Raw genomic sequence first — 25,554 nt, 5'->3', positions numbered from 1 at the left:
AATCAGACGGCTTATCGAACGAATTTCTTATGTTTCAGCCGTTTGGGTTCGAGAGCGTCGGCCCCCAGCCGCCGCTTCTTGTCCTCTTCGTAGTCCTCGAAGTTGCCTTCGAACCATTCCACATGGGCTTCGCCCTCGAAGGCGAGGATGTGGGTGCAGATTCTATCCAGAAAGAAGCGGTCGTGGCTGATGACCACAGCGCAGCCAGCGAAATCGACCAGCGCGTCTTCCAGAGCGCGCAGGGTTTCGACGTCCAGATCGTTGGTCGGCTCATCGAGCAGCAGCACGTTGCCGCCTGATTTCAGCAGGCGCGCCATGTGCACGCGGTTGCGTTCACCGCCTGAGAGCAGGCCAACCTTCTTCTGCTGGTCGCCGCCCTTGAAGTTGAACGATGAGCAATAGGCGCGGGAGTTGACCTCGGCGTCACCCAGTTGGATCAGTTCGGCCCCACCGGAAATCGCCTCCCAGACGTTGTCATTCGCGGCCAGATCATCGCGGCTCTGGTCAACATAGGACAGATCGACCGTGTCACCGTATTCGATGCTGCCCGCGTCTGGTTCCAATTGACCGGTGAGCATTTTGAAGAGTGTCGATTTACCCGCCCCATTGGGGCCGATCACGCCGACGATGCCGCCGGGGGGCAGGGAGAAGTCCAAGCCCTCAACCAACTGCTTGTCGCCCATGTGTTTTGCCAGCCCCGTGACCTCGATCACCTTGGAGCCGAGACGTGGGCCGTTGGGGATGACGATCTGGGCGCGGGAGAGTTTTTCCCGCTCCGAGGTCTCGGCCATCTCGTTATAGGCGTTGATACGAGCCTTGGATTTCGCTTGCCGCGCCTTTGCACCCTGCCGCATCCACTCCAACTCCCGTTCGAGGGTCTTCTGGCGCGATTTATCCTCGCGGGCTTCCTGAGCGAGGCGTTTGGCCTTCTGTTCGAGCCAGGCGGAGTAGTTGCCCTCGTAAGGGATACCTTTGCCGCGGTCGAGTTCCAGAATCCAGCCGGTGATGTCATCGAGGAAATAGCGGTCGTGGGTGACGATCAGAATGGTGCCCTTGTAGTCGATCAGGTGCTGTTGCAGCCAAGCGATGGTTTCCGCGTCAAGGTGGTTGGTTGGCTCATCGAGCAGCAACATATCGGGCGCTTCGAGCAGCAGTTTGCACAAGGCAACGCGCCGGGCCTCCCCGCCCGACAGGGTCTTGATGTCAGCGTCATCGGGGGGGCAACGCAGGGCCTCCATCGACACGTCAATCTGGCTGTCCAGATCCCAGAGGTTTTCGGCATCAATCTGGTCTTGCAACTGCGCCATCTCGTCAGCGGTCTCGTCTGAATAATTCATGGCGAGTTCGTTATAGCGGTCGAGAATGGCTTTTTTACCGGCCACGGCGAGCATGACGTTCTCGCGCACCGTGAGATTTTCGTCGAGCTTGGGTTCCTGCGGCAGGTAGCCGACGGTGGCCCCTTCGGCATGCCAGGCCTCACCCTGAAATTCCGTGTCCAGCCCGGCCATGATCTTCATCAGGGTGGACTTACCTGCACCATTGACGCCGACGACGCCAATTTTCACGCCGGGCAGGAAATTGAGATGAATGTTCTCAAAGCATTTCTTGCCACCCGGATAGGTCTTGGAGACACCGGACATATGGTAGACGTATTGGTAGGCGGCCATGAGAATGCTCCTGTCGGAAATGATTTCGCTTTTCTAGGCAGCAAAGCCGACAAGAGCAAACGCGTTTTGATCGAATGCGGGTCGTGTTGCGAATGGATCGGTCAAATCTGGCCAGAGCAGGGGAGCCAGTTAAATTCTGGCAATGCTTGCGAGATTATGTTAAATTTATTTTTATTAAATGAATCCATAAAGTTAACTATTCGAGAGGGAAAGTAATGAAGAGCTTACTATTAACATCTGCAGCCACAATGCTTCTGGCAACAACCTCCCAGGCCGCCATCATAGATGTGGTCCAAACAGCGGGCGACGCTTTCGGTGCGGGCGGCAGCGGGGCCGCTGAAATCATCGCGGCTCCAGAGTTTGCCTTGGATGACAATGTAACCAATACGCATATGCAAGGCTTCGATGAAGCGCAGGGCGTATTCCTCAACGCAGCATTGGACGCGGACGCAGGCATTGATGCAATTGCCGCGGGACAGCTGGTCAACAGCCACATGATCTTCCTCAACACCGATGGTGGGGCAAGGGGCGAGCATTTTGGTGTCGAGTGGACCTTCGACGGCGCCATTCTGGGTGTCATGTCCAACAGCAGCGGTTCGCTGGAATTTGCATCAACATCAATTCTTGGCGCTGCGGGAACCACTTACCAAACGGCGCCTCTTGGCGCGCGTGGGTTGGAATCCAACAACGGAACAGGCGCATCGCCGAATGATGGCTATCTGGTCTTCGCGCCCAACAGCATCCGGGTTTCAATGGAGGTCACTGAACCGGGGGACTGGATTCGCGTCGTGACGGCTGTGGCACCGGTGCCGATCCCTGCGACGATGCCGCTGTTGCTTGTCGGTCTTGGCGGTCTGGGATTTGTGGCGCGCCGCAAAAGACGCGCTTCTTCCTGATCAACACTAACAAGACAGGCGAAGGGCTGCGCAAATGCGTAGCCCTTTTGCTATGGTCTGTCGCTTTTCCTCCCCTGAGGGCGGGTGTGATTTGACATATGTTGGCTCCATGTTAGCCGTGAGAGGGTGAAACCCAGGGCGGAGCCACTATGAGACGTATATTTCTGGCGTGCAGTTGCCTCATCCTTATGGCTTGTGCTCCGCAGAACGTCGCCCTCGCGCCACCCCCCAATCTTTACCTGGAAGGGCGAAACTATCCCAGCGCTGCCGTGCCGCCGGTTTTGCGCAATGTCTCTCCGCGCATGTTCTACGTCACCGACCGGGCGATCGAGCTGAGCCCGGATGGCGAAATCTCCTATAACTCCAGCCGCTCGAACTCTATGGCACTTGGCAGCGCACAGGTACGCTTTGGCGCGGAAGACTGGGATGACCTTGTGGCGCGGACCTCCACCGATGGTGGTCGCCGGATTTCGCGCCTTGACGTGCAAAGTGCCACGGAGCTTGTCCGATTTGCGGATGTGCCACTGCCAAACCGCCGCGAAAAAGGGGCTCTGATCTTTGAACCCGACGCGCTCACTTCCTATAATGCTGGCGCTCAGGCCTTTCAGGAGGCGATCCGCGCGGAGATTGCCCGCACCGGGAACGGTCGCATTTTGATTTTCACCCACGGCGTTCGCAATGATTTTGATCGTGCTCTCAGTACCTTGGCCAACCTGTGGCACTATGCGGGGCGCAACAGCATTCCTGTCGCTTTTACCTGGCCCGCAGGAAATTCCGGACCTCTGGGGTACTTCCGGGACCGGGAGGCAGGCGATTTCAGTGTTTTTCATGCGAAAGAGCTGCTGCGGCTGCTGGCCGAGATTCCGGAAGTCGAAGACATCGATATTGTTGCCCATTCCCGCGGCACCGATGTCATGACCAAAGCTCTGCGCGAACTGGTGATCTATCACCGGGGACGCGGGGTACCGCCAAAGATCGCGATGAAAACCGGAACCCTGATCCTCGCTGCGGCTGATCTTGATACCGGTGTGGTCCGTCAGCGGCTGGAGGCGGAGCGCTTCTCGGAGGCTTTCGAGCAGATCAATATCTACATCAACCCGAATGACGGGGCGCTGAGGGCTGCGTCATTGCTGACCAATGCGCCGCGATTGGGCTCGGCAACCTCCGAAAGCCTGAAGCTGGAAGAATTGCAGAAACTGCGCAAGGAAGGTCTGGTTCATTTCATACGCGTTGAAAACGTCAAGGGGCGCGGACATTCCTATTTTCGCAGTAATCCGGCGGTTCTCTCTGACATCGTTCTCGCGTTGAGAACCCGCGCTTTTCCCGGCGGTACGCTGCGGCCCCTTGAGGACGGGGAGGACGGTTTTTGGCAATTGCATCCAAACTATCCGCTGGAACGATTGCCCGATCTGGTTGTCGAGGGCAGTGATCGCTGAGGGCATCTGATGCAGAACTTGAAGGATTTGATATCCCGTCACGCGCAGGATGGCCGCCTGCGGTGGATAGGGTTGCGCCCGGCGCGTCGGGCGGAAGTGCTATCGGTTGACGAGGTCGAGGTGACTGAACGGGGTCTGAGAGGCGATCACGGGGGATCTGTCAAACGCGGCGTAACGCTGATCCAACAGGAACACCTGACAACTATCGGCGCGATGCTGGGACGGGGCCCGGTCCTGGCGCAGGATCTGCGTCGAAATCTCGTGATAGAAGGGCTGAACCTTGCCGCATTGAAGGGGCGGCAACTGCAAATCGGCAACGCAGTTCTTGAAGTGACCGGCATTTGTGCGCCCTGTAGCCGGATGGAGGAAATTCTGGGTTTTGGCGGTTATTCAGCCGTGCGTGGACATGGTGGCTGGTGCGCGCGCGTGGTGACGCCGGGCGGCATGGCGCTCGACATGTTGGTGACGCCACTGTGAGGCAATCCATTGACACCACAGGGCAATCACCGTTCAAAGCGCGGGTGAATTGTGTAAAGCGGAGACCAGTGTGAGGCGGGGGTTCCCCATTGCGAGACCCGGCGAGGTCATCGGCTTGTTGGGCGGGTCGTTTGACCCGGCACATGCCGGGCACGTCCATGTGACGCGTGAGGCGCTCAAACGGTTTGGCCTTTCCCGCGTCTGGTGGCTGGTCAGCCCCGGCAATCCGATCAAGGCACGCGGACCGGCTCCGCTGGAAAAACGCATGGCCCGTGCGCGGGTCATGATGCAGCACCCGAAGGTCGAGGTGACAGACATCGAGGCGCATTTGGGAACGCGTTATACAGCGAAATCCCTGGAGGCGTTGCGGCATATCTATCCGGGCGTGCGCTTTGTCTGGCTGATGGGTGCCGATAATCTGGCGCAATTGCATCTGTGGCAGGATTGGCGGCAGATCATGCAAACGGTTCCTATCGGTGTTCTGGCACGTCCAGGTGATCGCATTTCCGCGCGCATGAGCCCCGCCGCCCGTATTTTTGGGCCCGCCCGCATTTCCTGGCGCGCTTCTGCCCTGTTGGGACGGGCCGAGGCACCGGCATGGTGTTTTGTTAACGTTCCGATGGTATCTCAATCGTCAACCGCGATCCGGGCTGCAGGAGGGTGGCAGGCGCCCTCCTGACAGGTCACAGTTTTTTCATCTGCTGCACCTGCGCCTTGTTGTTGTCACCGCCTGCATGCTGAGGTTAACTCCGCCCTATGACGGGTAAATCAAATTCCTTCTTCTCGCGGCGCGCCTTTTTAGCGGGCTTGATGGCCAGCACCGGCGTTCCGGCGCTTGCAGAGGCCCCCAAGGTTTCCCTGCGACCCCGCATGCGCGATGACGCGCGGGCGCAGGTATCGGAACTTGCTTCCTTGCTGCGCGGGTCCCGGGTGACGGGTGACATCGTTTTTGCGGTGGCCGACGCCGAAACCGGTAACATCCTTGAAGCGCGAAACGAAACATCGGGCATCGCCCCGGCGAGTGTCGCCAAATCGATCACGGCGCTGTATGCACAGGATATTCTGGGTCCGTCGCATCGGTTTGTCACGCAGGTTGTTGCCGCGGGCGAAATCACGAATGGCGTACTGGACGGAGATTTGGTTCTTGTCGGCGGCTGCGATCCGACCCTTGATACAAAAGCTCTTGCCAAACTCGCACTGGGGTTGAAAGAGGCCGGGCTACGCGAGGTGCGCGGACGGTTCCTCGTCTTTGAAAATGCGCTGCGCCCGCTTCGGACCATTGATCCGGAACAACCGGATCATCTGGGTTACAGTCCCGCTGTTTCAGGCATCGCATTGAACTACAACCGGGTGCATTTTCAATGGAAGCGTGGCTCGGGCGACTACACAGTGACCATGGATGCGCGCGCTGCGCCCTACCGGCCCGATGTTCAGATGGCACGTATGCAGATCGTTGACCGGTCCGCGCCCATATTCAGCTACCGCGACGCGGGAGACCATGATCAGTGGACCGTGGCCAAAAAAGCGCTTGGCAAGGAAGGTGCGCGTTGGCTGCCCGTGCGGCGGCCCGGGCTTTACGCAGGCGATGTCTTTGCCACGTTGGCGCGGTCGAACGGCATCGTTTTGAAAGCTCCGGAACTGGTCGAGGAATTGCCCGCGGGGACCGTTTTATCCACCGTCAAAAGCCCCGAGCTGCGTGAGATTTTGCAAGGCATGTTGAAGTATTCCAACAATCTCACGGCTGAGATGGTGGGTCTTGCCGCGACACGTATGCGTTCAGGGCGCGCCCATACTCTTGCCGCTTCCGCCCGACAGATGAACCTCTGGGCCAAAGAGGCATTGGGGATGCAAAAGCCGGCCTTTGCAGATCATTCCGGGCTCGGCGGTGCCAGCCGTGTCAGTGCCGTGGATATGGTGCGCGCCCTTGCCGCCGCACACGACCGCGCGTTGCTGCGTCCGATCCTGAAGCCGGTCACGCTGAGAGACAAGAGTGGTCGGCCTGACAAGAAACATCCCGTCAAGGTGGCGGCCAAAACAGGGACGCTGAATTTTGTTTCCGGCCTAGCCGGTTACATCACCGCACCGGATGGTCGGGAGATGGTCTTTGCGATTTTCTGCGCAGATGAAAGTATCCGGGCCACAATTCCCCGTGCCCACCGAGAGCGTCCGCACGGCGCGCGGCCTTGGGCCAATCGCGCCCGGCGCCTGCAACGACAGCTTCTGGAACGCTGGGGAACGATCTACAGCAGTTGAAAATGCGTAGAGCCGTCGCCCACAAGAGCGGGCGACGACCCTATTGGAAAACGCCTCAGCCGATGATTGCGTTCAATGTTGCCGAGGGCCGCATGATACCTGCCGTTTTCGCATCGTCCGCATGGTAGTAGCCGCCGATGTCTGCGGGGCTTCCCTGTGCGGCGGCAAGCTCGGCGACGATGGTTGCTTCATTCTCCGAAAGGGCTTTGGCGACCGGCGCGAAATGTGACGCCAAATCAACGTCCGCTGTCTGAGCCGCCAACGCCTGGGCCCAGTAGAGTGCGAAATAATAGTGGCTGTCGCGGTTGTCGGGCTCGCCAACCTTCCGGCTGGGGGATTTGTTGTGATCCAGAATGCCCTGTGTCGCCAGATCGACCGCATCGCCCAGCACCTTGGCCTTTGCATTGCCCTTGACTTGGGCCAGGTATTTGAGGCTCTCCCCCAACGCACAGAATTCACCCAAGGAATCCCACCGCAGATGGTTCTCTTCGACCAGTTGCTGCACGTGTTTCGGGGCGGAACCGCCTGCGCCGGTTTCAAAGAGGCCGCCGCCATTCATCAGTTTGACGATCGACAGCATTTTGGCTGAGGTGCCCAGTTCAAGGATCGGGAAAAGGTCGGTCAGGTAGTCCCGCAGCACGTTGCCGGTCACTGCAATAGAGGTGCCACCTTTGCGTATGGTGTCAAAAGAGGCGCGTGTGGCATCGCGCGGCGCGAGGATCTGGAACTTGTCTTCAACGCCCGCCTTGGCCAGCAGGGGCCGCACGTATTTCAACAGTTCCGCATCATGGGCACGGGTCTCGTCGAGCCAGAATATGGCCTGGCAGTTTTCCAGGGCCTGACGGTCGATCGCCAGTTGCACCCAATCTTCGATCGGCGCTTGGCGCGTCGAGGCTGAGCGCCAGATATCACCAGCTTCTACCTGATGCTCATGCAGCACCTCGCCGTTGTCCAGCACCATGCGCACCGTGCCATCGCTTGGGATTTCGAAGGTTGTGGGGTGGGAGCCATATTCTTCGGCTTTCTGCGCCATCAGGCCCACGTTCTGCACCGTGCCTGCCGTGGATGGGTCGAGCGCACCGTTCTTTTTGCAGTCGTTGATCGCCTCGTCATAGACGGCTGCATATGAACTGTCGGGGATCACGCAATTGGTGTCCGCCTCTTTGCCGTCCGGCCCCCAGCCCTTGCCGCCAGCGCGGATCAATGCCGGGATGGAGGCATCAATGATCACATCTGAGGGCACATGCAGGTTGGTGATGCCCTTGTCGGAATTCACCATGTAGAGCGGCGGGTTTTCGGCCATCGCGACATCGATGGCCGCGCGTATCTCCGCAGCTTTGGGCGATGTCGCGACGCTTTCCAGCAAAGAGCCCAACCCGGAGTTTGGGTTGGCTCCGACCGCTTTCAGGTCATCGCTATAGGTTTCAAATACCGGCTTCAGAAAGGCTTTGACCGCATGGCCGAACAGGATCGGGTCGGATACTTTCATCATCGTGGCTTTGAGGTGGATGGAGAACAGGACACCTGCATCTTTCGTTGCGGCCACCTGATCGCTCAAAAAGGCATCCAGCGCCTTTGCGGACATGAAGGTCGCGTCCACGACGGTTCCGGCGGGATAGTCGATCGCATCTTTGAGAACTTTCACGGACCCATCGGCATCAACCAGCTCGATCCGAGCTGTCGCAGCTTCCGACAATGTGGCGGATTTTTCATTCGACCGGAAATCACCCGAAGACATCGTTGCCACGCTGGTTTTGCTATCCGCCGCCCAATGCCCCATCCGGTGCGGGTTGGCCTGGGCGTAATTCTTGACCGCTGCCGCGGCACGGCGATCGGAGTTACCCTCGCGCAGAACCGGGTTCACAGCGGACCCTTTAATCGCGTCGTACCGCGCCCGGATGGCGCGTTCTGTATCTGTGCCGGGGGCCTCGGGGTAGTCGGGCAGATCGTACCCTTGCGACTGCAACTCTGTTACCGCCGCGACAAGTTGCGGCACGGAAGCGGAGATGTTCGGCAGTTTGATGACATTCGCATCGGGCGTTTTCACCAGGGCGCCAAGAGCTGCCAGATCGTCCGACTGGCGCTGCGTTTCTGACAGAGCCTCGGGAAAGGCGGCGATTATGCGGCCGGCCAAGGAAATATCACGAGTCCCAACCGACACGCCCGCCGCAGAGGCAAAACGCTGGATGATCGGCAGGAAAGAGGCCGAAGCCAATTCCGGCGCTTCATCAACTTTGGTGTAGACGATATCGGGATTGTCGCGTTGCGTCATGATGCATTGGCCTTTCAGAAGTTTGATCAAGCACTAATCAACCGGGCCGCGAAGGTCCACAGAGACCGCCGGATTTTTTCCCCACAGATGTCTTGCCAAGAGTCCGACATCAGTTGAGATCAGCTTTTGGGCGCTGCCTTCGCGATGCTCTCAGCTCAGATGCCGCGCGCGCGCGCCGCGTTCGATTGCAGCGGCATGCAGGCGGTCGAGGTTCAACTCATACCGTATCTCTTCCAGAAGGCGAAGCTCCGCCTCATCCAGCGTGCCATCTGCCGCAGCGACATCACAGGCCAACGCATAGGCTGTTTCAAAAAGCCTTTCAGGCAGGCTCTCCCGGATCAGCCCGAACAAAGCGTCGAGCCCGTCTTCCTGTTCAAAGAGATCAAAAACGGTTTGACTGATGGTGCCCAGACGATCCTCATCATACCTCGAAAAGATCGGCAACATCTGGACAGCTGCCTGAATCTTGACGAGTTCGGCGGTCCGGATGTCCTCGTCGGAGGCAGAGACGGCGATCATCAAAGCAACGAGGCTGTCTTGTGCGGAAAAAGCGTGGGCGGGATCATCAGGCACGGGCATGTACTTTCATGAGGGTCAATTGGGTCAGATTATTGACGCCAATGCTGCAACGCAATAGGGACGAGCGAAACCCGGCGTATGGGGCGCCGGGCACAACACTCGGGTGAGATATGTCTCAGATACGCGACGCTGCAATGACCAGCAAGGCTTGGCCCTTTGAAGAAGCGCGCCGTATCCTCAAACGCTACCAAAAAGCGCCCCCTGAAAAGGGGTATGTGCTGTTCGAGACAGGCTATGGGCCTTCGGGACTGCCACACATCGGGACATTTGGCGAGGTTCTGCGCACCACAATGGTGCGCCGTGCCTTTGAGCAAATCTCGGATATTCCCACGCGGCTGATCTGTTTCTCTGACGATCTGGACGGTATGCGCAAAGTGCCGGGCAATGTGCCGCAGCGGGACATGCTGGCAGAACATATGCACAAACCGTTGACCTCGGTGCCCGATCCCTTCGGCACGCATGAGAGTTTTGGCCATCACAATAATGCCATTCTGCGCCGGTTCCTCGACACCTTCGGGTTCGATTATGAATTCTACTCCGCCCGCGAGTTTTACCAGACCGGGCAGTTTGACGACATTCTGCGTCGGGCGGTTGAGCGTTATGACGATGTCATGAAAGTGATGCTGAAATCCCTGCGTGAAGAGCGCCAGCAGACCTATTCCATCTTTCTACCCATCCACCCGGAAACGGGGCGGGTTCTGTATGTACCGATGAAAAATGTGGATGCTCAGCACCATACGGTCACCTTCGATGATGAGACAGGCCGTGAATGGACGCTGCCCGTGACGGGTGGCAACGTCAAACTGCAGTGGAAACCGGATTTTGGGGCACGCTGGGCTGCGCTCGACGTGGATTTCGAGATGTACGGCAAAGAACATGCGACCAATACGGCCATCTATGACCGGATCTGTGAGATACTTGGCGGCAAAAAACCGGAGCATTTCAGCTATGAGCTGTTCCTGGACGAGCACGGTCAGAAAATTTCCAAGTCGTCCGGCAACGGGATTTCTATTGATCAATGGCTGACCTATGCCAGCACTGAAAGCCTGTCCTATTTCATGTACCTCAAGCCAAAAACGGCCAAGCGGATGTATTTCGATGTCATTCCAAAGGCGGTGGACGAGTATCATCAACAACTGCGTGCCTACGAGACGCAGGATGTAGTTCAACGATTGAATAATCCGGTTTGGCACATTCATTCAGGGGATGTTCCGAAGTCGAACATGCTTGTGCCCTTCTCCATGTTGCTCAATCTCGCCAGTGTTTCCGCGGCAGAAGACAAATCACAGCTTTGGGGATTCATTCAGCGCTATGCGCCTGAAACATCAGCAGAAAATAACCCTGACATGGACAAGGCGGCTGGCTTTGCTGTGCGGTACTACAATGATTTCGTGAAGCCCAAGAAAACCTACCGGCTGGCGAATGATCTCGAACGTGAGGCGCTGCTTGATCTCAGGGATCAGCTTGAGGCCTATGACGGCGCGGTCGATGATGAAGCGTTGCAGTCTATCGTCTACGCCTGTGGGCGTGAGAGGTTCGATCCGCTGCGTGCATGGTTCACGGCCCTTTATGAGGTGCTGCTTGGTGCCAGTCAGGGCCCCCGTTTCGGTGGTTTCATTGCGTTATATGGAGTCGCTGAGACTGTCGCACTCATTGATCAGGCGCTGGCTGGCGAACTGGCCTCCGAGACCTGACGCTCTTGTCGCGGGGCGCAAGCGCCTTACCCTATGATCAGGCAATAGGGAGGCGCGCTATGCGCAACATGATTTTTGGTCTGTTTATCTGGCTGGGGTGTGCGACCACGCTGCCCGCGCAAGAGGCCGACATACAGGCAACCATCGACAGCCAGATCGAAGCCTTTCTGGCCGATGATTTTGAAACGGCCTTTGGCTTTGCGAGCCCGACCCTGCAGCGGTTGTTCGGCACCCCGGAGAATTTCCGCAACATGGTGACCCAAGGCTATCCTATGGTCTGGCGTCCCGGCAACGTCCGCTATCTTGAGTTGCGCGAGCAAGGTGCCACGCTTTGGCAGCGGGTGATGATCACCGACCGGGAGGGCCGCGTGCATGTACTGGATTACCGGATGCTCGAAACCGAAAACGGCTGGCGCATCAACGGGGTTCAGATCCTCGACAGTTCTGATTTCAGCGCGTGATGCAAACGCCGGGAACGGTGGTGTGATCCGGCTTTAACCCTTCGCAGATAATCCTTGGCGTGAGGACCAATGCGAAGGGGCATTTGAACCATGAACAAGGTGATTACTGACGGCGTGCATCTGATGCCGATCGCCTTCGCGCGGGCGCTGGATGTCTATTCCAGCGAAGATGGCACGCCCGGGACGGCCACATACGCTGACGCAGCGGACATCGCACAACTGGTCAGTGATGCAGAATTTGGCGTATGTCTTGAGCTTCGCAAAGTCGAAAAAACACAGAAGATCAGGTATATGGGGGAAATCCCCTTGTTGCCGGGCTGCTACTTGCGCATCACCGCGCGCATCAAGGTTATGGACGGGCCGCTGCCATCGGTACGTATCGCCGGCTTCGCCGGTGGCGCCGGGGGCGCACCGATTGCCGGTGTTGTCACAACAGGACCCGCAGTGACCGTCATGAAACCGGGCACCGTGGTGGAAGTTTCCGCCATCGTTGGCGCAGGGGCGCGGCCCGGCGTGGACATGGTTTGGGGTGCCGACGCTTTATATGGTCATTTCGGCATAGACCTTACCGGTCCGGTTGGCGGGCGTGTTCGTGTTGATGATCTGATCATCGAAGATGTAACGAGTTTCTTTTTGCGTGATCTCATTGCCATGGTTGACGTTCGCGACTACGGCGCCCGTGGAGATGGCGTCACCGATGACACCGCAGCTTTCAGGGCGGCTGATGCCGCGGCACGAGGTCGACAGCTGCTTGTCAGCCAAGGCACATATCTCCTTTCCAAAAATCTGACGCTGGCGTCCGACGTCCGCTTTGAAGGCGTGGTGTCGATGCCTGAGGAGGCTGTCTTGACGCTGCGCAGGAACTTTGACCTGCCTAGCTATATTGATGCGTTTGGCCGTGCCGATATTGCGTTTCGCAAAGGGTTTCAGGCGCTTCTGAATTCAGATGATCAAAAAAGCTTCGACCTGTGTGGTCATTTGGTCAGCCTTGCTGAGCCAATGGTATTGCGGGCTGCACAGTCGGATTGCAATCGCCCGGTGCGGCGGCGCGTCTTGCGAAACGGCCGTATCGAAGCCCTGGGCTCACAGGCGTGGGCCAGTAAGAGTGTCAGCTGCACGGCAACCGTTTCCAAGAAAGATCAACATATCCTGGAGGCCGCAGGCGAGATTATTGACGTGCCGGTCGGTGCGTTGGTTCAGGCGCAGGGTGTTGGCCCGGAAATCTATGTCCGTGCAGTCGATCCAGCGCGGCATAGGATAGCGCTCAGCGCACCTTTGGAAGCGTCGGACACACCCCGGGAATTTTCATTTACCCGGTTCAAATATCTGCTGGATTTCAGCGGTATTGAGAAACTCAGTGGCCTCGCTCTTCAGGACATCGAACTGATCTGCAACAACGTGGCCAGTGGCATCATGCTGTCGGCCTCCGGGCAGGCCTTTCAACTCAAGGACTGCGCTTTCTCGCGTCCTGGTGACCGAGGTGTGACCTCTACAGGAGAGGGTTGTTCGCAGTTGCTGGTGGACCGATGCGAGATCACCGCAGACAGCGATGCGCAAGTTGTGGGTTTGAATGCCAATGCTGGTGGCGTGCGGGTTTTCACGTCCTACGCCAGCGGGGTTCGACATTTCGGGGTGCTGGGTGGGGCACATAACATCCTGATGGGGAACCAGACACTGAAGACCTCAGAAAATGGATCGGCATGGGTTTTCCGGCAACCTGAAGAGCCCGATACGCCGATTTGAAGACCCGCCGGCCGTTGGTCCGCGCATGTCCCCAAAACATCGTGGTGCCCGCCTAGAACTCCAGCCAGACACCGATCTTGAATTCGGTATCGCCACCGCCGATCGCCGGAACCTCTGTCCCAATTTGCAGGGTATAGTTGCCGGTGCCGGGAACGATGAGGATGGATGGCGCGACTTTCGTGAATAGATCGCTGTCCTGATAGGTATTGAACACCTGCATCATGACCTTCCAGTGATCGCTCAGGCCTAGTCCAACCGTCCCATCCAGTTTGACCCGGGTTTCAAGCGTCGAGCCGGGTACGTTGATGCTGCTGTCCACCACGGCCCAGCCGTATCGTTCGCCAATCTTGATCCCGCGTCCCCAGGACAAACCGGCCTCAATTGCCGGCTCGATGACCTGATTTTGGGACCGCGCGCCCAGCCCGAAATGCCATGCCCATTTATGGGTTGCGTCCGGGGCGCTGAGGGGAAAGCGCAGGAAAACGATGCCCGAGCCGGATTGCTGCAACGTTCGGTCAATGCCGTAAAACAGATCCGCACCAAGCGTGACATTATCGCGCAGACCATATTCCAGATAGGCGCTTCCGGCAGTGTCCTTTTCTTGTGTGATGTTGAATGACCCTGACGCGAACCCTTTGCCTTTCTCGCGCAACCACGGGCCAGCCAGAGCGATCTGCACACTGGCCAGAATTAATAACGTGGCCAGCGCAATCATCCGCGTCATAGCAGCTCTCCTGTGCCACATCATGGTTAACGAAAGTTAACAATTGGTTACGCCGGGGTGGCCCGTGTCCAAGGTTTCCTGTCAGGCGCCGGCGGATATTTCACATTGGCGGAAGGCTGCGACCGGTTCCGCAGCTCCCTGCAAAGATACCGAAACGGCCCGATCCCCGAGGGTTGCGGTCGCTATTCTATTGAATTGTAACCCATTTAGAACGTTTCCGAAACCTGTGTCGGCGACGGTGACGGATCTATTGTCATGACCCAGCTCGTGTTGATCGGTTGCAATTGCCAATTCGGCAGGGCCGGAAAACCTTAAGCCAAAGACATCTGCGTCTGGCCAGGGATCAGGCGTTTTGATCGTGATCGTATACAGAGGTTTGCTCGGATCAAACGTCAGCTCAAGAAAAACCCCGGGTTCGGTGTGGGTCAAAAGGCAGGGCAGACCCGGCGTGAATTCCCAGGCCGATGTCGGTGTTGCAAAGCAAAGAAAGGTCAGAAAAGCGCGCATGCTCTCCATCTAGTGCGTCAATACGCCGTTGCCAGAAAGACATGGTTTTGCGGCGTACAGCTTTGGATTTTGCCGGCTCAGAGGATGAAATCCGGCCTGCGCCTTCCTATATCACAGGGTGAATTCAACCTGTGAGGAGAAAGCTTTATGAAATGCCCCGTAGATGGAACGACATTGGTCATCACCGATCGGAGCGGTGTCGAGATCGACTATTGTCCACAATGCAGGGGTGTTTGGCTTGACCGGGGAGAGTTGGACAAGATCATTGACCGCAGCGTGACGACGCCTCCCCCTGCGCCCCAGCCGCAACGTGGCTACGATGACCGCGGAGGTTACAAGAAGAAAAAGCGCGGCAGCTTTCTTGAGGATATTTTCGATTTCTAGGCGATGCGGCTCATCAATATCATGGAGAGCACGGCACATCCCAATCCGGCGTATTCGCGGAACTTCAGCGTTTCACCAAAATAGACAGCGCCGATGATCGCAAGAGCGATCAGCGTCAGCATCGAATAAGCCACACCCGCCTGCGCCAGCGTGACGTGCTGCATCGCGTAGAACCAAAAGATCGCCGAGGCCCCGTAGATGACGACGCCCAAGAGCACGTAGTGCGAGGCAACCCCATGGCCGCCATCCGCCGCCCATTTGATCGCGAAGTCCCCGATGATCACCATGAAGGCGGTGAAGAAAGCGAAGAAATATCCGAAAGCCATATGGGTCATGGGGGTGCCCTTTTCATGCAGCGGGGAAAGTACCCGTGCGGCTGAGTATGGCACGGACCGTGCCCGGTGGCTGTGAAGCAGGTCACAAAGGGCTTGGGGCGCTGATTCGATTTGACGTCTCTGTGTCCGCAAAAACGGATCAAATTCGCAACGATAGGGCCAAATCACGCAGTATCCACAGAACAATACCACAAATTGTGGATAGGTATGGTAATTTCAGCAACCTTTTGTGTGTCCCCATATTTATTCGGGTATGGCCGAATGCCGCATTGTGTTATGTTCATGAAAATTGAGCAGCAGTCGGAGCACAAAGTGCCGAAGCGAAAACAATACCCTACGATTACGCCTAAAAGAGCAGCGGAAGCCTTTTACGAACTCCTTACTCTTCGCAGGATGTTTCTGGAAGATGAAAGATACGCCAAGCTCACAGAATATCTCGATATTCTTACAGACGACAATGCGGATACCCGAATTAAAACCTTCGACGCGAAAACACATGCTCAGGAGGTCAAAGCGGGCAGCTTGGCATTGTTTGGCAAGGTGATTTTTATAGTCTCGAACCAATTGCTGGAGAAAGCAAGAAAAGGCTGCAAACTAGCGAATTTTACGCTTGCTCACGAATTTGCGCATGTCGAACTGGGCCACCACGAAGATCAAAAAATCGTAAAGAACTTTCAGTTGTTTTCCACTGAACAAGGTCAAGCGAACATTCCTCCAACTGATGAGGAGTTGGAAGCAAATTTTGGTGCGACTTTTTTCCAGTGCGGAGTTGCACTTCTGGATCCGGACGCCGATCCAATATCGTTGGCAAATCGCGCCTATACGGACGTGGGATACGTAAAAAAATCTCTGCGAATTTGTCAGTCAGAGGTTTTCCGCAAAGAGTTGGAGATATTAACGGCTCCGAAGCCGAGAGCGGTTCTTTAACTCTCAGAATGCTCTAACGGCCCGAAAGGTCATCACCGCCCCTTCCGCTTCTGCTTCACACCACCACGCATCCCGCCGCGGCCCATGGTGCTGCGGCCCGAGGCTTTCTGGGCGTCGTCCACCGCTTTCTCCACCGCGTATTGCCGGGCCATCGGGTCGTCGGCGATGGCCAGATCGACAGCCTCCAACCGTTTGACCTCATCGCGCAGGCGCGCGGCTTCTTCGAATTCGAGGTTCTCTGCGGCTTTGCGCATGTCGGTTCGCAGCCCGTCCAGCACCGCTTGCAGGTTGCCGCCGGCAAGCGGGTTGTCGATCTTGGCGGTCACGCGGGACTGGTCGGTGTCACCTTTGTAGAGCCCGGCAAGAATGTCTTCGACGTTCTTTTTCACCGTCGCAGGCGTAATACCATTGGCTTCGTTATAGGCGACCTGCTTGGCGCGGCGGCGGTTGGTCTCGGCCAGCGCGCGTTCCATCGAGCCGGTGATGCGATCTGCATACATGATCACGCGGCCATCGGCGTTGCGCGCGGCGCGCCCAATGGTCTGGATCAGCGAGGTTTCGGAGCGCAAAAAACCCTCCTTATCCGCGTCGAGGATCGCCACCAGCCCGCATTCGGGGATGTCGAGACCTTCGCGCAACAGGTTGATGCCGATCAGCACGTCAAAGGCGCCCAGCCGCAAATCTCGCAGAATCTCGATACGCTCGATGGTGTCGATGTCGGAGTGCATGTAACGCACGCGGATGCCCTGCTCGTGCATGTATTCGGTCAAATCCTCCGCCATGCGTTTGGTGAGCGTGGTGCAGAGCGTGCGGTAACCATCGGCAGCCACCTTGCGCACCTCGTCGAGCAGATCATCCACCTGCATCTCGACCGGGCGGATTTCCACCTCAGGGTCCAGAAGGCCGGTCGGGCGGATCACCTGTTCGGTGAAAACCCCGCCCGTCTGCTCGATCTCCCAATTTGCGGGCGTGGCTGAAACAAAGACCGATTGCGGGCGCATCGCGTCCCATTCCTCGAACTTGAGCGGCCTGTTATCCATGCACGACGGCAGGCGGAAGCCGTGTTCGGCCAGGGTGAACTTGCGGCGGTAGTCGCCCTTGTACATGCCGCCGATCTGCGGGACGGAAACGTGGGATTCATCGGCAAAGACAATCGCGTGGTCGGGAATGAATTCAAAAAGCGTAGGGGGCGGTTCGCCCGGGGCACGACCTGTGAGATAGCGTGAATAGTTCTCGATACCGTTGCAGACGCCCGTGGCCTCCAGCATCTCCAGATCGAAGTTTGTGCGCTGCTCCAGCCGCTGGGCCTCGAGCAATTTACCGTCGTTGACGAGCTGGTCGAGCCTGATCTTCAGCTCTTTCTTGATGCCGATGATCGCCTGTTGCATCGTCGGCTTCGGCGTCACGTAGTGGCTGTTGGCATAAACGCGGATTTGATCAAAATTGTCGGTTTTTTCACCGGTCAGCGGGTCAAACTCGGTGATGGATTCCAGTTCTTCGCCGAAAAAAGACAACCTCCAGGCACGGTCTTCAAGGTGGGCGGGAAAGATTTCCAAGGAATCGCCGCGTACCCGGAAAGATCCGCGCTGGAACGCCTGATCGTTGCGACGGTATTGCTGGGCTACGAGATCGGCCATGACGTGCCGCTGGTCATACATTTTCCCGACCTTCAGGTCCTGCGTCATCGCCCCGTAGGTTTCAACCGAGCCGATCCCATAGATGCAGGAAACCGAGGCCACGATGATCACGTCGTCGCGTTCGAGCAGCGCACGGGTGGCGGAGTGGCGCATCCTGTCGATCTGTTCGTTGATCTGGCTTTCTTTCTCGATGTAGGTATCCGACCGCGCCACATAGGCCTCGGGCTGGTAGTAGTCGTAGTAGCTGACGAAATACTCTACGGCGTTCTCCGGGAAGAAGCCTTTGAACTCGCCGTAAAGCTGTGCCGCGAGCGTTTTGTTGGGCGCAAGGATGATCGCCGGGCGCTGGGTTTCTTCGATGACCTTGGCCATAGTGAAGGTTTTGCCGGTGCCGGTCGCGCCCAAAAGCACTTGATCGCGTTCGCCTGAATTGACACCTTCGGTCAGTTCCTTGATGGCGGTCGGCTGATCGCCTGCGGGATCGAATTCCGTGCTGAGGACAAATTTCTTGCCGCCCTCCAGTTTGAGGCGGTCGCGGACATTCGGGGCGGGGTTGGCCATCACTTGTGGGACGTCAGAGGAATCAGTCTGGGCGTAGGGCATGTGCAATCCTTGGGGGTTCCCCCATAGGTGCCATGTTTTGACGCAGGATCAAGGGCAGTCTCGCGGCTGCTGACAAATACTGTCAGTAAGGCCCGGGATCGCCTCTAGGTGAGCAGGCCCAGACTCCGGAATGAACTTTCACTGTTTTTCCCGATGATCACATGATCATGGACCCGGGCGTCAATGGCTTCGCAGGCACGCACGATGGCATCGGTCATGGAAACATCCGCCTGGCTGGGCGAAGGATCGCCGGACGGGTGGTTATGCACCAGGATGAGCGCGGATGCATTGAGTTCCAGCGCACGTTTGACCACTTCGCGCGGATAGACCGGCACGTGATTCACAGTGCCGCGGGCCTGCTCCTCATCCGCTATCACGACGTTCTTGGTGTCGAGGTAAAGAATACGGAACTGTTCTGTATCCCGGTGCGCCATTGCCGTCCGGCAATATTCAATGAGGTCGTCCCAGCAGGACAGGGCGCAGCGTTGCAGAACCTTGGCCTGTGCCATGCGTTGCGCGAAAGATTCCGCCAGTTTCAATTGCAGATAGACTTTCTCGGTGGTGCCCCGAACCTGCAACAAACGGTGCTTTGACGCGGCGACCACGCCGTTCAGATCCCCGAAAGTTGAGAGCAGCCTTTTGGCCAGGGGTTTGACGTCAATGCGCTCGATGGCATTGAACAAAAGCAGCTCCAGCAATTCGTACTCTGGCATCGGGGCATGTCCGCCGGCCAGAAAGCGCGTGCGCAGCCGTTGCCTGTGCCCAATGTAATGGGGTGTCGGAGCGCCGCCGGCACTTGCAAATTCCCCGGCTTCAAGCGGTTTGGTCACGACACCGCTTGGAATCCGACGTTCCAGTTCTTCCAGACCGCGAAGGGCAGCCTCCGAAAATCCATTTCTCATGATCACACGCATCAACCTCGTTTGAAGCCAGTGAGTCGAATGTTGGAAAATCTAGGTTAGCGAATGTTTAACAACGACCCTGACAATGACGATTATCTGCGGTTGGTGTGAAAATTTCTCCATCCGGTTGCAAAGACCCCACGATTAAGCACGCGGGATTTCATATCTTGCTCCAGTCGTGAAAATCCCGGATATACTAAAAGCCGGATCATCGGGAGAAGAGCTATGCGCGCACGCATCTACCAGCCAGCCAGGACGGCGATGCAGTCTGGGACTGCAAAGACCCATAGTTGGGTCCTGGATTTTGCGCCTGCGTCTTCGCGTGAAGTGGACCCGTTGATGGGGTGGACGTCATCAACAGACACGCAATCCCAGGTCAAACTGCGCTTCGCCACGAAAGAAGCCGCTTTGGAATATGCCAGCGAAAATGGCATCGACGCCGACGTGCTGGAACCCAAAAAGCGCAAACCCAATATCCGTCCCGGCGGGTATGGCGAAAACTTCGCGACCGGCAGGCGAGGTGCCTGGACGCACTGATGGCCTTTGACGTCGGGCCCACTTTGGCCACGCAAGCGGATGTTGCCCATCTGTTGGATCGACATTTCGAGCTGATGCGATCACAATCGCCTCCCGAGAGCTGTCACGTGCTCCCCTCGGAGGCCCTGTCGGCAGATGATATCCACCTTTTTGTCCTGCGGGAGAACGGCCAGGCACTTGCCATTGGCGCAATTCGCACCATGGGAGATTGGGGTGAGTTGAAGTCCATGCATACCGCCTCAGAGGCGCGCGGTCGCGGTGCCGGGCGGACCATGCTCGCCGCTTTGATCGACGCAGCAACGGGCTTGGGCCTGCATCAGCTGAAGCTTGAAACCGGGTCGGGCCCTGAGCACGCCGCGGCCCGGGCACTATACCTCAGCGCGGGTTTTGCCGAATGCCCGCCATTCGGGGACTACACAGAGGACCCGCTGAGCGTTTTCATGCAGCGCACGATCTGAGATTTGCGCGCGGTAGCATGCGGGTGCCCCGCCGATCGTCCCATGGCCCAACGGTATTCACTGGAAACAGGCTTTCGTTGCCCTAAGCGCACAATGCCTCGGTAAACTCTTTGGCCACTTTCCTGCGTCTTTTCCAATCAAACTTGTCGCTGGGCGTGTTCTAATCTCTCGCCATGGGCAAGCGTACCCGCGAGATCGAGACGGCTTGATTGCTGCGTCTTGCCCACCTGCTGTTGATCGTTTAGACGTCGCGCAATGGAGGGCCCTTAGCTCAGCTGGATAGAGCAGCCGACTTCTAATCGGCAGGTCGAGGGTTCGAATCCTTCAGGGCCCGCCACCAAGACCGCCTGTCCATTCGCGGCCGGATTGTTTTGAGTTCAAGCGAGGCCCACTCGCAATTTCTACAATGCAATCTCGCCAATCAGCGCGGCCCAGGAGGCTCCGTGCATATCCCTGTCGTCGATGGCGCCCTGCACCGTGGGGCGGGGCAGGGAGAATTTGACGACGTTCAAATCGGGGATGTCAAAACGTTTGAGGGACTGTTCTTCCGCGCCGAAAACCGCTGCCACGCGGCTGGTGCTCAGGCCGCCAGAGACCTGATCAAAAGCTTCGGCCGTGCCGCAGAAAATGTCGATGGTCAGCCAGAAAGGGCCAGCGTTCTTGCTGCGGATTTTGCTCACAAGGCTGCGCAGGTCAGTCAATGTCAATCACCTCAAGCCCGAAGGCCTCCATGGGATCATTCAGGTGCAACACGTGGTTCAGGGCAAATTCGTACACCTGCCCCTGATGCATTTCGGGCGGAGAGAACAGAAAGGCAAAGGTGGGCTGTTCTTCTTCCTGTGTCAGCGGGTGGTGCAGCAGGTAGGGGTTCAGCAATTTGCCGATCTCAGCGGCCTGCGCCTCCGACGGTGCGGTGATGATCCCGATCACACCGATTTCAAAGGGCGTGGCCGTTTGCGTCTCCAGCGCGCCGAAACTGGCGGAATGCCCGATCAGGCGCAACTCCAGCGTGAAGTCTTCGGCATCAAGCGCCATGCGCTCGATCACCTTTGCGCGGCATTTGCCTTCGATGTCCTTTGCCCAAAGGGCGGCATTGGCCACGTAATGCGGATCGCGCAGCAGCGCCATGACCACCGTTCGGAACCCGGCGGGGCGCGCGCCTTCCAGCTTGACCGTGTAGCGGTCCGAAGCCACCCATTCGGAGCCTTCAACGCGCACCGACGTCCCATCGACCGCGCTGTATTTTGCCGCCGTCACATCCAGATGCCCGCCCGGTTCATAGAGGATGAAAGGGTCGGAATTCTCATAAAGCATATGTGCGGACACCGTGTGGGGGCTGGCATGCGCCCCATCCGCCAGCGGTGTGACGGTAAAGCCGGTGGCGTCAAAGTCGATCATGATCACGCCCGATTGCGGGTTGGTCGCGCAAAGCGCACCGCATTCGCCAATCTTGGCACCATGCCAGGCCCCGCCCGCGTGGCACTCCCGCATCAGGGGCAGGGCGGCGATGATGGCCGTGTCGGTGGTGCGGCCTGCTATGATGATGTCCGCGCCGGTCTCCAGGGCTGCGGCGATCTGCTCGGCCCCTGCCAGCGCCACGATGTTTGAACAGGCGCGGATGTCTTCTGATGTCACCTCCGGTGCATTGGCCAGCGGCATGATCTGGCCTGCCTCGAACGCCTGCGCAATGTCGTCCGGGTTCTGGGAACTGCGCAGCACGGCAATTTTGAGAGGCCGCGCCTGTTCGGCGGTAATTTCGCGGGTGATGTCGAGCATCCAGTCGACTGCGCTGTCGGCCCCGCAGGTGCCAGCGGTGCCGATGACCAGCGGCACATTGGCCTCTGCCCGCGCTGCCATCAAACCCGCCCATTCCAGCTTGGTTGAGGCGCGCGCGTATTTTGACACGCCCCGCCCCAGATAAGACGGCCCGCTGTCGGTTGAGCCGCCGTCGATGGCGATGATGTCAGGCTTCGCCGCGATCCCGCGCTGCAAAGCCTGCTTGTCGTAATTCAGCCCCAGCGCGCCGGAAGGGACAAGTACCCGTACCATCAGTCCTCATGCGCCTCCGGTTTTTTCAGAATGCCGCGCAGGAACATCGGGGCGACAAAACCCGCAATGGCCGCGACCCAGAAACCAATAGCGATGGGTGAAGAGAAAAGATACATCGGATCGCCGTCCGACAGGGTCATGGCACGGCGCAGCGCGTCCTCCATGTTGCCCCCCAGCAGAATACCCAGAATGACAGGCACGGTTGGCACATCCAGCTTGCGCAGGAAATAGCCCAGAATGCCGAAGCCGATCATCAGCAGCAGATCGAAATAGCTGCCCGAGAGGGAATAGATGCCCACGAAAGATATCATCGTGACGCCCGGCAACAGCACCCATGCGGGCACCATCAGGATCTTCACGAAAATCTTGACCATCGGTACGTTCATCAGCAGCAGCACCACATTGGCGATCAGCAGTGAGGCGATGAGACCCCAGACCACATCGGCACGCTCGGTGAAAAGCGTAGGCCCCGGGGTGATGTTCAGCGTCATCAGCAGCGCCAGCAACACGGCGGTTGTGCCCGAGCCCGGAACGCCCAGCGTCAGCATCGGCACCAGCGCGCCACCGGCGGCGGCGTTGTTGCCAGCCTCGGGTGCGGCAATCCCCTTGGGTGCGCCGGTGCCAAAACCGCCATTGGGGCCTGCCACGGATTTTTCGGTCATATAGGCCAAAAACGATCCCAGTGAAGCACCCGCACCGGGCAGAATACCGGCGATAAAACCCACGCCAGAGGCGCGCAGCATGGTCCATTTGGTGGCCATGATGTCCTTCCACGGGATCGTGACCTTTTCCAGTTTCACTCCGATGGAGGAGCCTTTGCCGTGGCTTTCGATGAAAAAGAAGACCTCCGCGATGGCGAAAAGCCCGACAATGGCAACAAGGAAATCAATGCCGTCGAAAAGGTGCAGATTGCCGCCCGTCAGTCGCGGCAGGCCAGAGGAGCTGTCCACGCCGATCATCGCGATGCCAAGGCCGATACAGGCCGCCAGCGCTGCCTTGGCCTGATTGTTCGAGGCCATGCCCCCCAGCGTACAGAAGGCCAGCAGGTAAAGCGCGAAATACTCCGCCGGACCGAAATAAAAGGCCACGCGGGCCAGCGTGGGGGCCAGCAGCATCAATCCGATGGTGGCCAGCAGCGCGCCCACGAAAGACGCCACACCGGAGAGCACCAGCGCATCTCCCGCGCGGCCCTGTTTGGCCATCGGATAACCATCGAGCGTCGTCATCAGCGCAGGCTCGTCGCCCGGAATATTCAGCAGGATTGACGAGATGCGCCCGCCATACATCGCGCCGTAATAGACAGAGGTCATCAGCACCAGCGCTGAGGTGGCATCCAGGCCGAGCGTAAATGTGATCGGGATCAGGATCGCCACGCCGTTCGAGGGGCCGAGACCCGGCAGCGCGCCGATGATGGTGCCCAGAAAGCAGCCGCAGATGGCCAGAAAAAGGGTGTAAGGCGACAGGGCGACGCCAAAGCCGATGGCCAGATTTGCGAGGATGTCCATGTCAGTGCCCCACAAATGGAATGAGAATGGTGAATGCGTCCCAGAGCTTTTCGCCCGTTGGAATGCGGTAGGCCACGATATTGCCCAGGCCGAGGGCGTATTTGAACAGCACGAACAGACCCAGTGACAGGCCCAGACCGGACAGAATGGCCGGTCGCGGATTGGGCGAAATCTGATAGCTCAGGATACCGGCGGCGATGGCGGTGGGCAGCAAAAAGCCCAGCGGCGTCAGAAAGACCGCATAAAGCGCCAGCACAAAGACCGCGATGGCCATGGCCCCCCAGGTGCCGCCCGCAGGCCAGGCGGGATCAGGATCAGGCTTGAACATGATCGACAGCGAACAGATGGCGGCCACCCCCCCGATCATCAGCGGGAAGAGTTTCGGAAGAAACTCGCCGGAAAACAGGTTCGTCTGAATCTGGGTGGCAGCCGCGATATACGCGACTGCCGTGATCAAACAGATCAGACCAAAAATGCGGTCTGATGGCATTACTGGGTCACTCCCAGCTCTTTGGACATGGTGGCGATGTCTGCGACAAGCCCGTCAACGTAAGCCTGGAAGTCGCCGCCAACCTTGGTGAAGGGGGCCAAACCGTTGTCTTTCATGGCCTGCGCCCATTCGGGGCTGTCCGCGACCTGTTGCAGCTTGCCGGCCCATTCGTCGAACTTGGCGTCCGAGATGTCCTTGGGCACGTAAAGGCCACGCCAGTTCACCGCGACCACGTCATATCCCTGCTCCTTGGCCGTGGGGATGTCGTCAAAGCCGGGCACGCGTTCGTCGGTCAGCACCGCGATGACGCGGATGTCGCCGTTGGACAGGAAGCTCACAACTTCGGACATGTCGCCCGTCATGGCTTGCGTGAATCCACCGACCGTCTGGGTGATCGCATCCGCGCCCCCGTCAACACCGATGTATTTGACTTTCGTGATGTCGGTGAACCCGCCTTCTTTCAGGATCATCAGCGGTTTGAGGTGGTCAAAGCCGCCCACAGCCGACCCGCCTGCAAAGGCCACGGAACCGGGGTCTGCCTTGATGGCTTCCACCAGATCGCCCAGCGTCTGATAGTCGCTGTCTGCGGCCACCACGATCACGCCCGGATCAGCCCCGATCGCGCCAACGAAACGCACCTGATCCGCTGTCATGCCCGCATAGGCGTTTTGCGCCAGACGGGTGGTTGTGGCGGAAGAGGCCGCCACGATCAGGTCTTCGTCAGAGCCGCGTTCGTTGACGACATTGCCGTAAGCCAGACCGCCACCCGCGCCCGGCATGTTGGTGACCTGAACCGGCTTATCGACCGCGCCGATGTCGAAAAGGATCTTGCCGATCTGACGGCAGGTGAAATCCCAGCCGCCGCCGGGGTTGGCCGGTGCGATGCATTCCGCCGCCGTGGCACCCCCTGCAATACCCACAGAGAGCACGGCACTCGTTGCGAGCGCCTTGAAAAAGCGTTTTGTCATTGGTTCCTCCCATTTGACTTGACGGGTCTCCACCCGTTTCATGTGGTGAC

General features: G+C 58.2%; 25 protein-coding genes and 1 tRNA gene. 13 read left to right on the top strand and 13 right to left on the bottom strand.

Annotated features, from left to right (window positions below):
* Positions 1–11 precede the first annotated feature (11 nt).
* Positions 12–1,667, bottom strand: coding sequence for an energy-dependent translational throttle protein EttA (gene ettA, locus Q0802_RS14340; protein WP_298919437.1), 1,656 nt, complete (start codon positions 1,665–1,667; stop codon positions 12–14).
* A 215-nt stretch (positions 1,668–1,882) separates the two neighbouring features.
* On the opposite strand from ettA, the gene Q0802_RS14335 reads away from it, so the two are divergent.
* From Q0802_RS14335 to dacB, 5 genes are all read left to right on the top strand, one after another.
* Positions 1,883–2,563 carry a VPLPA-CTERM sorting domain-containing protein gene (locus tag Q0802_RS14335; RefSeq protein ID WP_298919435.1) on the top strand — a complete coding sequence of 227 codons (681 nt, stop codon included), beginning with the start codon at positions 1,883–1,885 and terminating at the stop codon, positions 2,561–2,563.
* Positions 2,564–2,712: 149 nt separating this feature from the next.
* Positions 2,713–3,999 (top strand): alpha/beta hydrolase, encoded by a 1,287-nt coding sequence (locus tag Q0802_RS14330; protein ID WP_298919433.1) that lies wholly within the window; start codon positions 2,713–2,715, stop codon positions 3,997–3,999.
* 9 nt (positions 4,000–4,008) lie between these two features.
* Positions 4,009–4,476: an MOSC domain-containing protein gene (locus Q0802_RS14325; protein WP_298919431.1), complete on the top strand. Its 468-nt coding sequence runs from the start codon at positions 4,009–4,011 to the stop codon at positions 4,474–4,476.
* A 70-nt stretch (positions 4,477–4,546) separates the two neighbouring features.
* Complete coding sequence (locus Q0802_RS14320) at positions 4,547–5,155, top strand: nicotinate-nucleotide adenylyltransferase (protein ID WP_298919429.1); 609 nt, start codon at positions 4,547–4,549, stop codon at positions 5,153–5,155.
* 77 nt (positions 5,156–5,232) lie between these two features.
* The gene (gene dacB / locus Q0802_RS14315) at positions 5,233–6,729 is read left to right on the top strand and encodes a D-alanyl-D-alanine carboxypeptidase/D-alanyl-D-alanine-endopeptidase (RefSeq protein WP_298919427.1); all 1,497 of its coding nucleotides are present in this window, start codon (positions 5,233–5,235) and stop codon (positions 6,727–6,729) included.
* Between the two features lie 55 nt (positions 6,730–6,784).
* On the opposite strand, the gene Q0802_RS14310 is transcribed toward dacB, so the two are convergent.
* Positions 6,785–9,001 carry an NADP-dependent isocitrate dehydrogenase gene (locus Q0802_RS14310; protein ID WP_298919425.1) on the bottom strand — a complete coding sequence of 739 codons (2,217 nt, stop codon included), beginning with the start codon at positions 8,999–9,001 and terminating at the stop codon, positions 6,785–6,787.
* Positions 9,002–9,151: 150 nt separating this feature from the next.
* A complete protein-coding gene (locus tag Q0802_RS14305; RefSeq protein WP_298919423.1) occupies positions 9,152–9,580 on the bottom strand; it encodes a tellurite resistance TerB family protein in 429 nt (142 codons plus the stop codon).
* A gap of 110 nt (positions 9,581–9,690) precedes the next feature.
* Between Q0802_RS14305 and Q0802_RS14300 the strand changes: the two genes are divergently transcribed.
* The 3 genes from Q0802_RS14300 (at position 9,691) to Q0802_RS14290 (ending at position 13,478) form a co-directional block, all read left to right on the top strand.
* Positions 9,691–11,274, top strand: a complete 1,584-nt coding sequence (locus Q0802_RS14300) for a lysine--tRNA ligase (RefSeq protein ID WP_298919421.1) — start codon at positions 9,691–9,693, stop codon at positions 11,272–11,274.
* 68 nt (positions 11,275–11,342) lie between these two features.
* Complete coding sequence (locus tag Q0802_RS14295; RefSeq protein WP_298919649.1) at positions 11,343–11,735, top strand: DUF4864 domain-containing protein; 393 nt, start codon at positions 11,343–11,345, stop codon at positions 11,733–11,735.
* 90 nt (positions 11,736–11,825) lie between these two features.
* The gene (locus Q0802_RS14290; RefSeq protein ID WP_298919418.1) at positions 11,826–13,478 is read left to right on the top strand and encodes a glycosyl hydrolase family 28-related protein; all 1,653 of its coding nucleotides are present in this window, start codon (positions 11,826–11,828) and stop codon (positions 13,476–13,478) included.
* Positions 13,479–13,530: 52 nt separating this feature from the next.
* Here Q0802_RS14290 and Q0802_RS14285 read toward each other — a convergent pair whose 3' ends face one another.
* Together Q0802_RS14285 and Q0802_RS14280 are read right to left on the bottom strand one after the other, a co-directional pair.
* Complete coding sequence (locus tag Q0802_RS14285; RefSeq protein WP_298919416.1) at positions 13,531–14,202, bottom strand: hypothetical protein; 672 nt, start codon at positions 14,200–14,202, stop codon at positions 13,531–13,533.
* An 81-nt stretch (positions 14,203–14,283) separates the two neighbouring features.
* Positions 14,284–14,709 carry a hypothetical protein gene (locus tag Q0802_RS14280; protein ID WP_298919414.1) on the bottom strand — a complete coding sequence of 142 codons (426 nt, stop codon included), beginning with the start codon at positions 14,707–14,709 and terminating at the stop codon, positions 14,284–14,286.
* 147 nt (positions 14,710–14,856) lie between these two features.
* On the opposite strand from Q0802_RS14280, the gene Q0802_RS14275 reads away from it, so the two are divergent.
* Positions 14,857–15,093 carry a zf-TFIIB domain-containing protein gene (locus Q0802_RS14275; protein WP_298919412.1) on the top strand — a complete coding sequence of 79 codons (237 nt, stop codon included), beginning with the start codon at positions 14,857–14,859 and terminating at the stop codon, positions 15,091–15,093.
* Here the strand turns inward: Q0802_RS14275 and Q0802_RS14270 are convergent.
* Complete coding sequence (locus tag Q0802_RS14270; RefSeq protein ID WP_298919411.1) at positions 15,090–15,428, bottom strand: EamA family transporter; 339 nt, start codon at positions 15,426–15,428, stop codon at positions 15,090–15,092. The genes Q0802_RS14275 and Q0802_RS14270 overlap by 4 nt on opposite strands.
* 282 nt (positions 15,429–15,710) lie before the next feature.
* Between Q0802_RS14270 and Q0802_RS14265 the strand changes: the two genes are divergently transcribed.
* Positions 15,711–16,355 carry a hypothetical protein gene (locus Q0802_RS14265; protein ID WP_298919410.1) on the top strand — a complete coding sequence of 215 codons (645 nt, stop codon included), beginning with the start codon at positions 15,711–15,713 and terminating at the stop codon, positions 16,353–16,355.
* A gap of 32 nt (positions 16,356–16,387) precedes the next feature.
* Here Q0802_RS14265 and uvrB read toward each other — a convergent pair whose 3' ends face one another.
* Entirely contained in the window at positions 16,388–18,595 is a 2,208-nt protein-coding gene (gene uvrB / locus Q0802_RS14260) for an excinuclease ABC subunit UvrB (RefSeq protein WP_298919409.1), read from the bottom strand.
* 104 nt (positions 18,596–18,699) lie between these two features.
* On the bottom strand, positions 18,700–19,497 hold the full coding sequence (radC, locus tag Q0802_RS14255; RefSeq protein WP_298919407.1) for a DNA repair protein RadC: 798 nt from the start codon (positions 19,495–19,497) through the stop codon (positions 18,700–18,702).
* Between the two features lie 225 nt (positions 19,498–19,722).
* Here radC and Q0802_RS14250 point away from each other — a divergent pair, with 225 nt between their 5' ends.
* The 3 genes from Q0802_RS14250 (at position 19,723) to Q0802_RS14240 (ending at position 20,829) form a co-directional block, all read left to right on the top strand.
* Positions 19,723–20,034: an ETC complex I subunit gene (locus Q0802_RS14250; protein WP_298919405.1), complete on the top strand. Its 312-nt coding sequence runs from the start codon at positions 19,723–19,725 to the stop codon at positions 20,032–20,034.
* A complete protein-coding gene (locus Q0802_RS14245) occupies positions 20,034–20,492 on the top strand; it encodes a GNAT family N-acetyltransferase (RefSeq protein ID WP_298919403.1) in 459 nt (152 codons plus the stop codon). Before Q0802_RS14250 ends, Q0802_RS14245 begins: the two co-directional genes overlap by 1 nt.
* A 260-nt stretch (positions 20,493–20,752) precedes the next feature.
* A tRNA-Arg gene (locus Q0802_RS14240) sits at positions 20,753–20,829 on the top strand.
* Between the two features lie 64 nt (positions 20,830–20,893).
* Here the strand turns inward: Q0802_RS14240 and Q0802_RS14235 are convergent.
* The 5 genes from Q0802_RS14235 to Q0802_RS14215 are packed head-to-tail and all read right to left on the bottom strand — an operon-like array spanning position 20,894 to position 25,504.
* Positions 20,894–21,193 (bottom strand): DUF4387 family protein, encoded by a 300-nt coding sequence (locus Q0802_RS14235; protein ID WP_298919401.1) that lies wholly within the window; start codon positions 21,191–21,193, stop codon positions 20,894–20,896.
* Entirely contained in the window at positions 21,186–22,541 is a 1,356-nt protein-coding gene (locus Q0802_RS14230) for an acyclic terpene utilization AtuA family protein (protein ID WP_298919399.1), read from the bottom strand. The genes Q0802_RS14235 and Q0802_RS14230 overlap by 8 nt, the downstream gene beginning before the upstream one ends.
* Positions 22,541–24,046, bottom strand: a complete 1,506-nt coding sequence (locus Q0802_RS14225; protein ID WP_298919397.1) for a tripartite tricarboxylate transporter permease — start codon at positions 24,044–24,046, stop codon at positions 22,541–22,543. The genes Q0802_RS14230 and Q0802_RS14225 overlap by 1 nt, the downstream gene beginning before the upstream one ends.
* A gap of 1 nt (position 24,047) precedes the next feature.
* Positions 24,048–24,536, bottom strand: coding sequence for a tripartite tricarboxylate transporter TctB family protein (locus tag Q0802_RS14220; RefSeq protein ID WP_298919395.1), 489 nt, complete (start codon positions 24,534–24,536; stop codon positions 24,048–24,050).
* Positions 24,536–25,504, bottom strand: a complete 969-nt coding sequence (locus tag Q0802_RS14215) for a tripartite tricarboxylate transporter substrate-binding protein (protein ID WP_298919393.1) — start codon at positions 25,502–25,504, stop codon at positions 24,536–24,538. Before Q0802_RS14215 ends, Q0802_RS14220 begins: the two co-directional genes overlap by 1 nt.
* Positions 25,505–25,554 lie beyond the last annotated feature (50 nt).

Source organism: uncultured Roseobacter sp. (assembly GCF_947495275.1).
Classification (GTDB): Bacteria; Pseudomonadota; Alphaproteobacteria; order Rhodobacterales; family Rhodobacteraceae; genus Roseobacter.
Note: the sequence above shows the minus strand (reverse complement) of the source record. Positions and strands in the feature narration are given on the sequence as shown.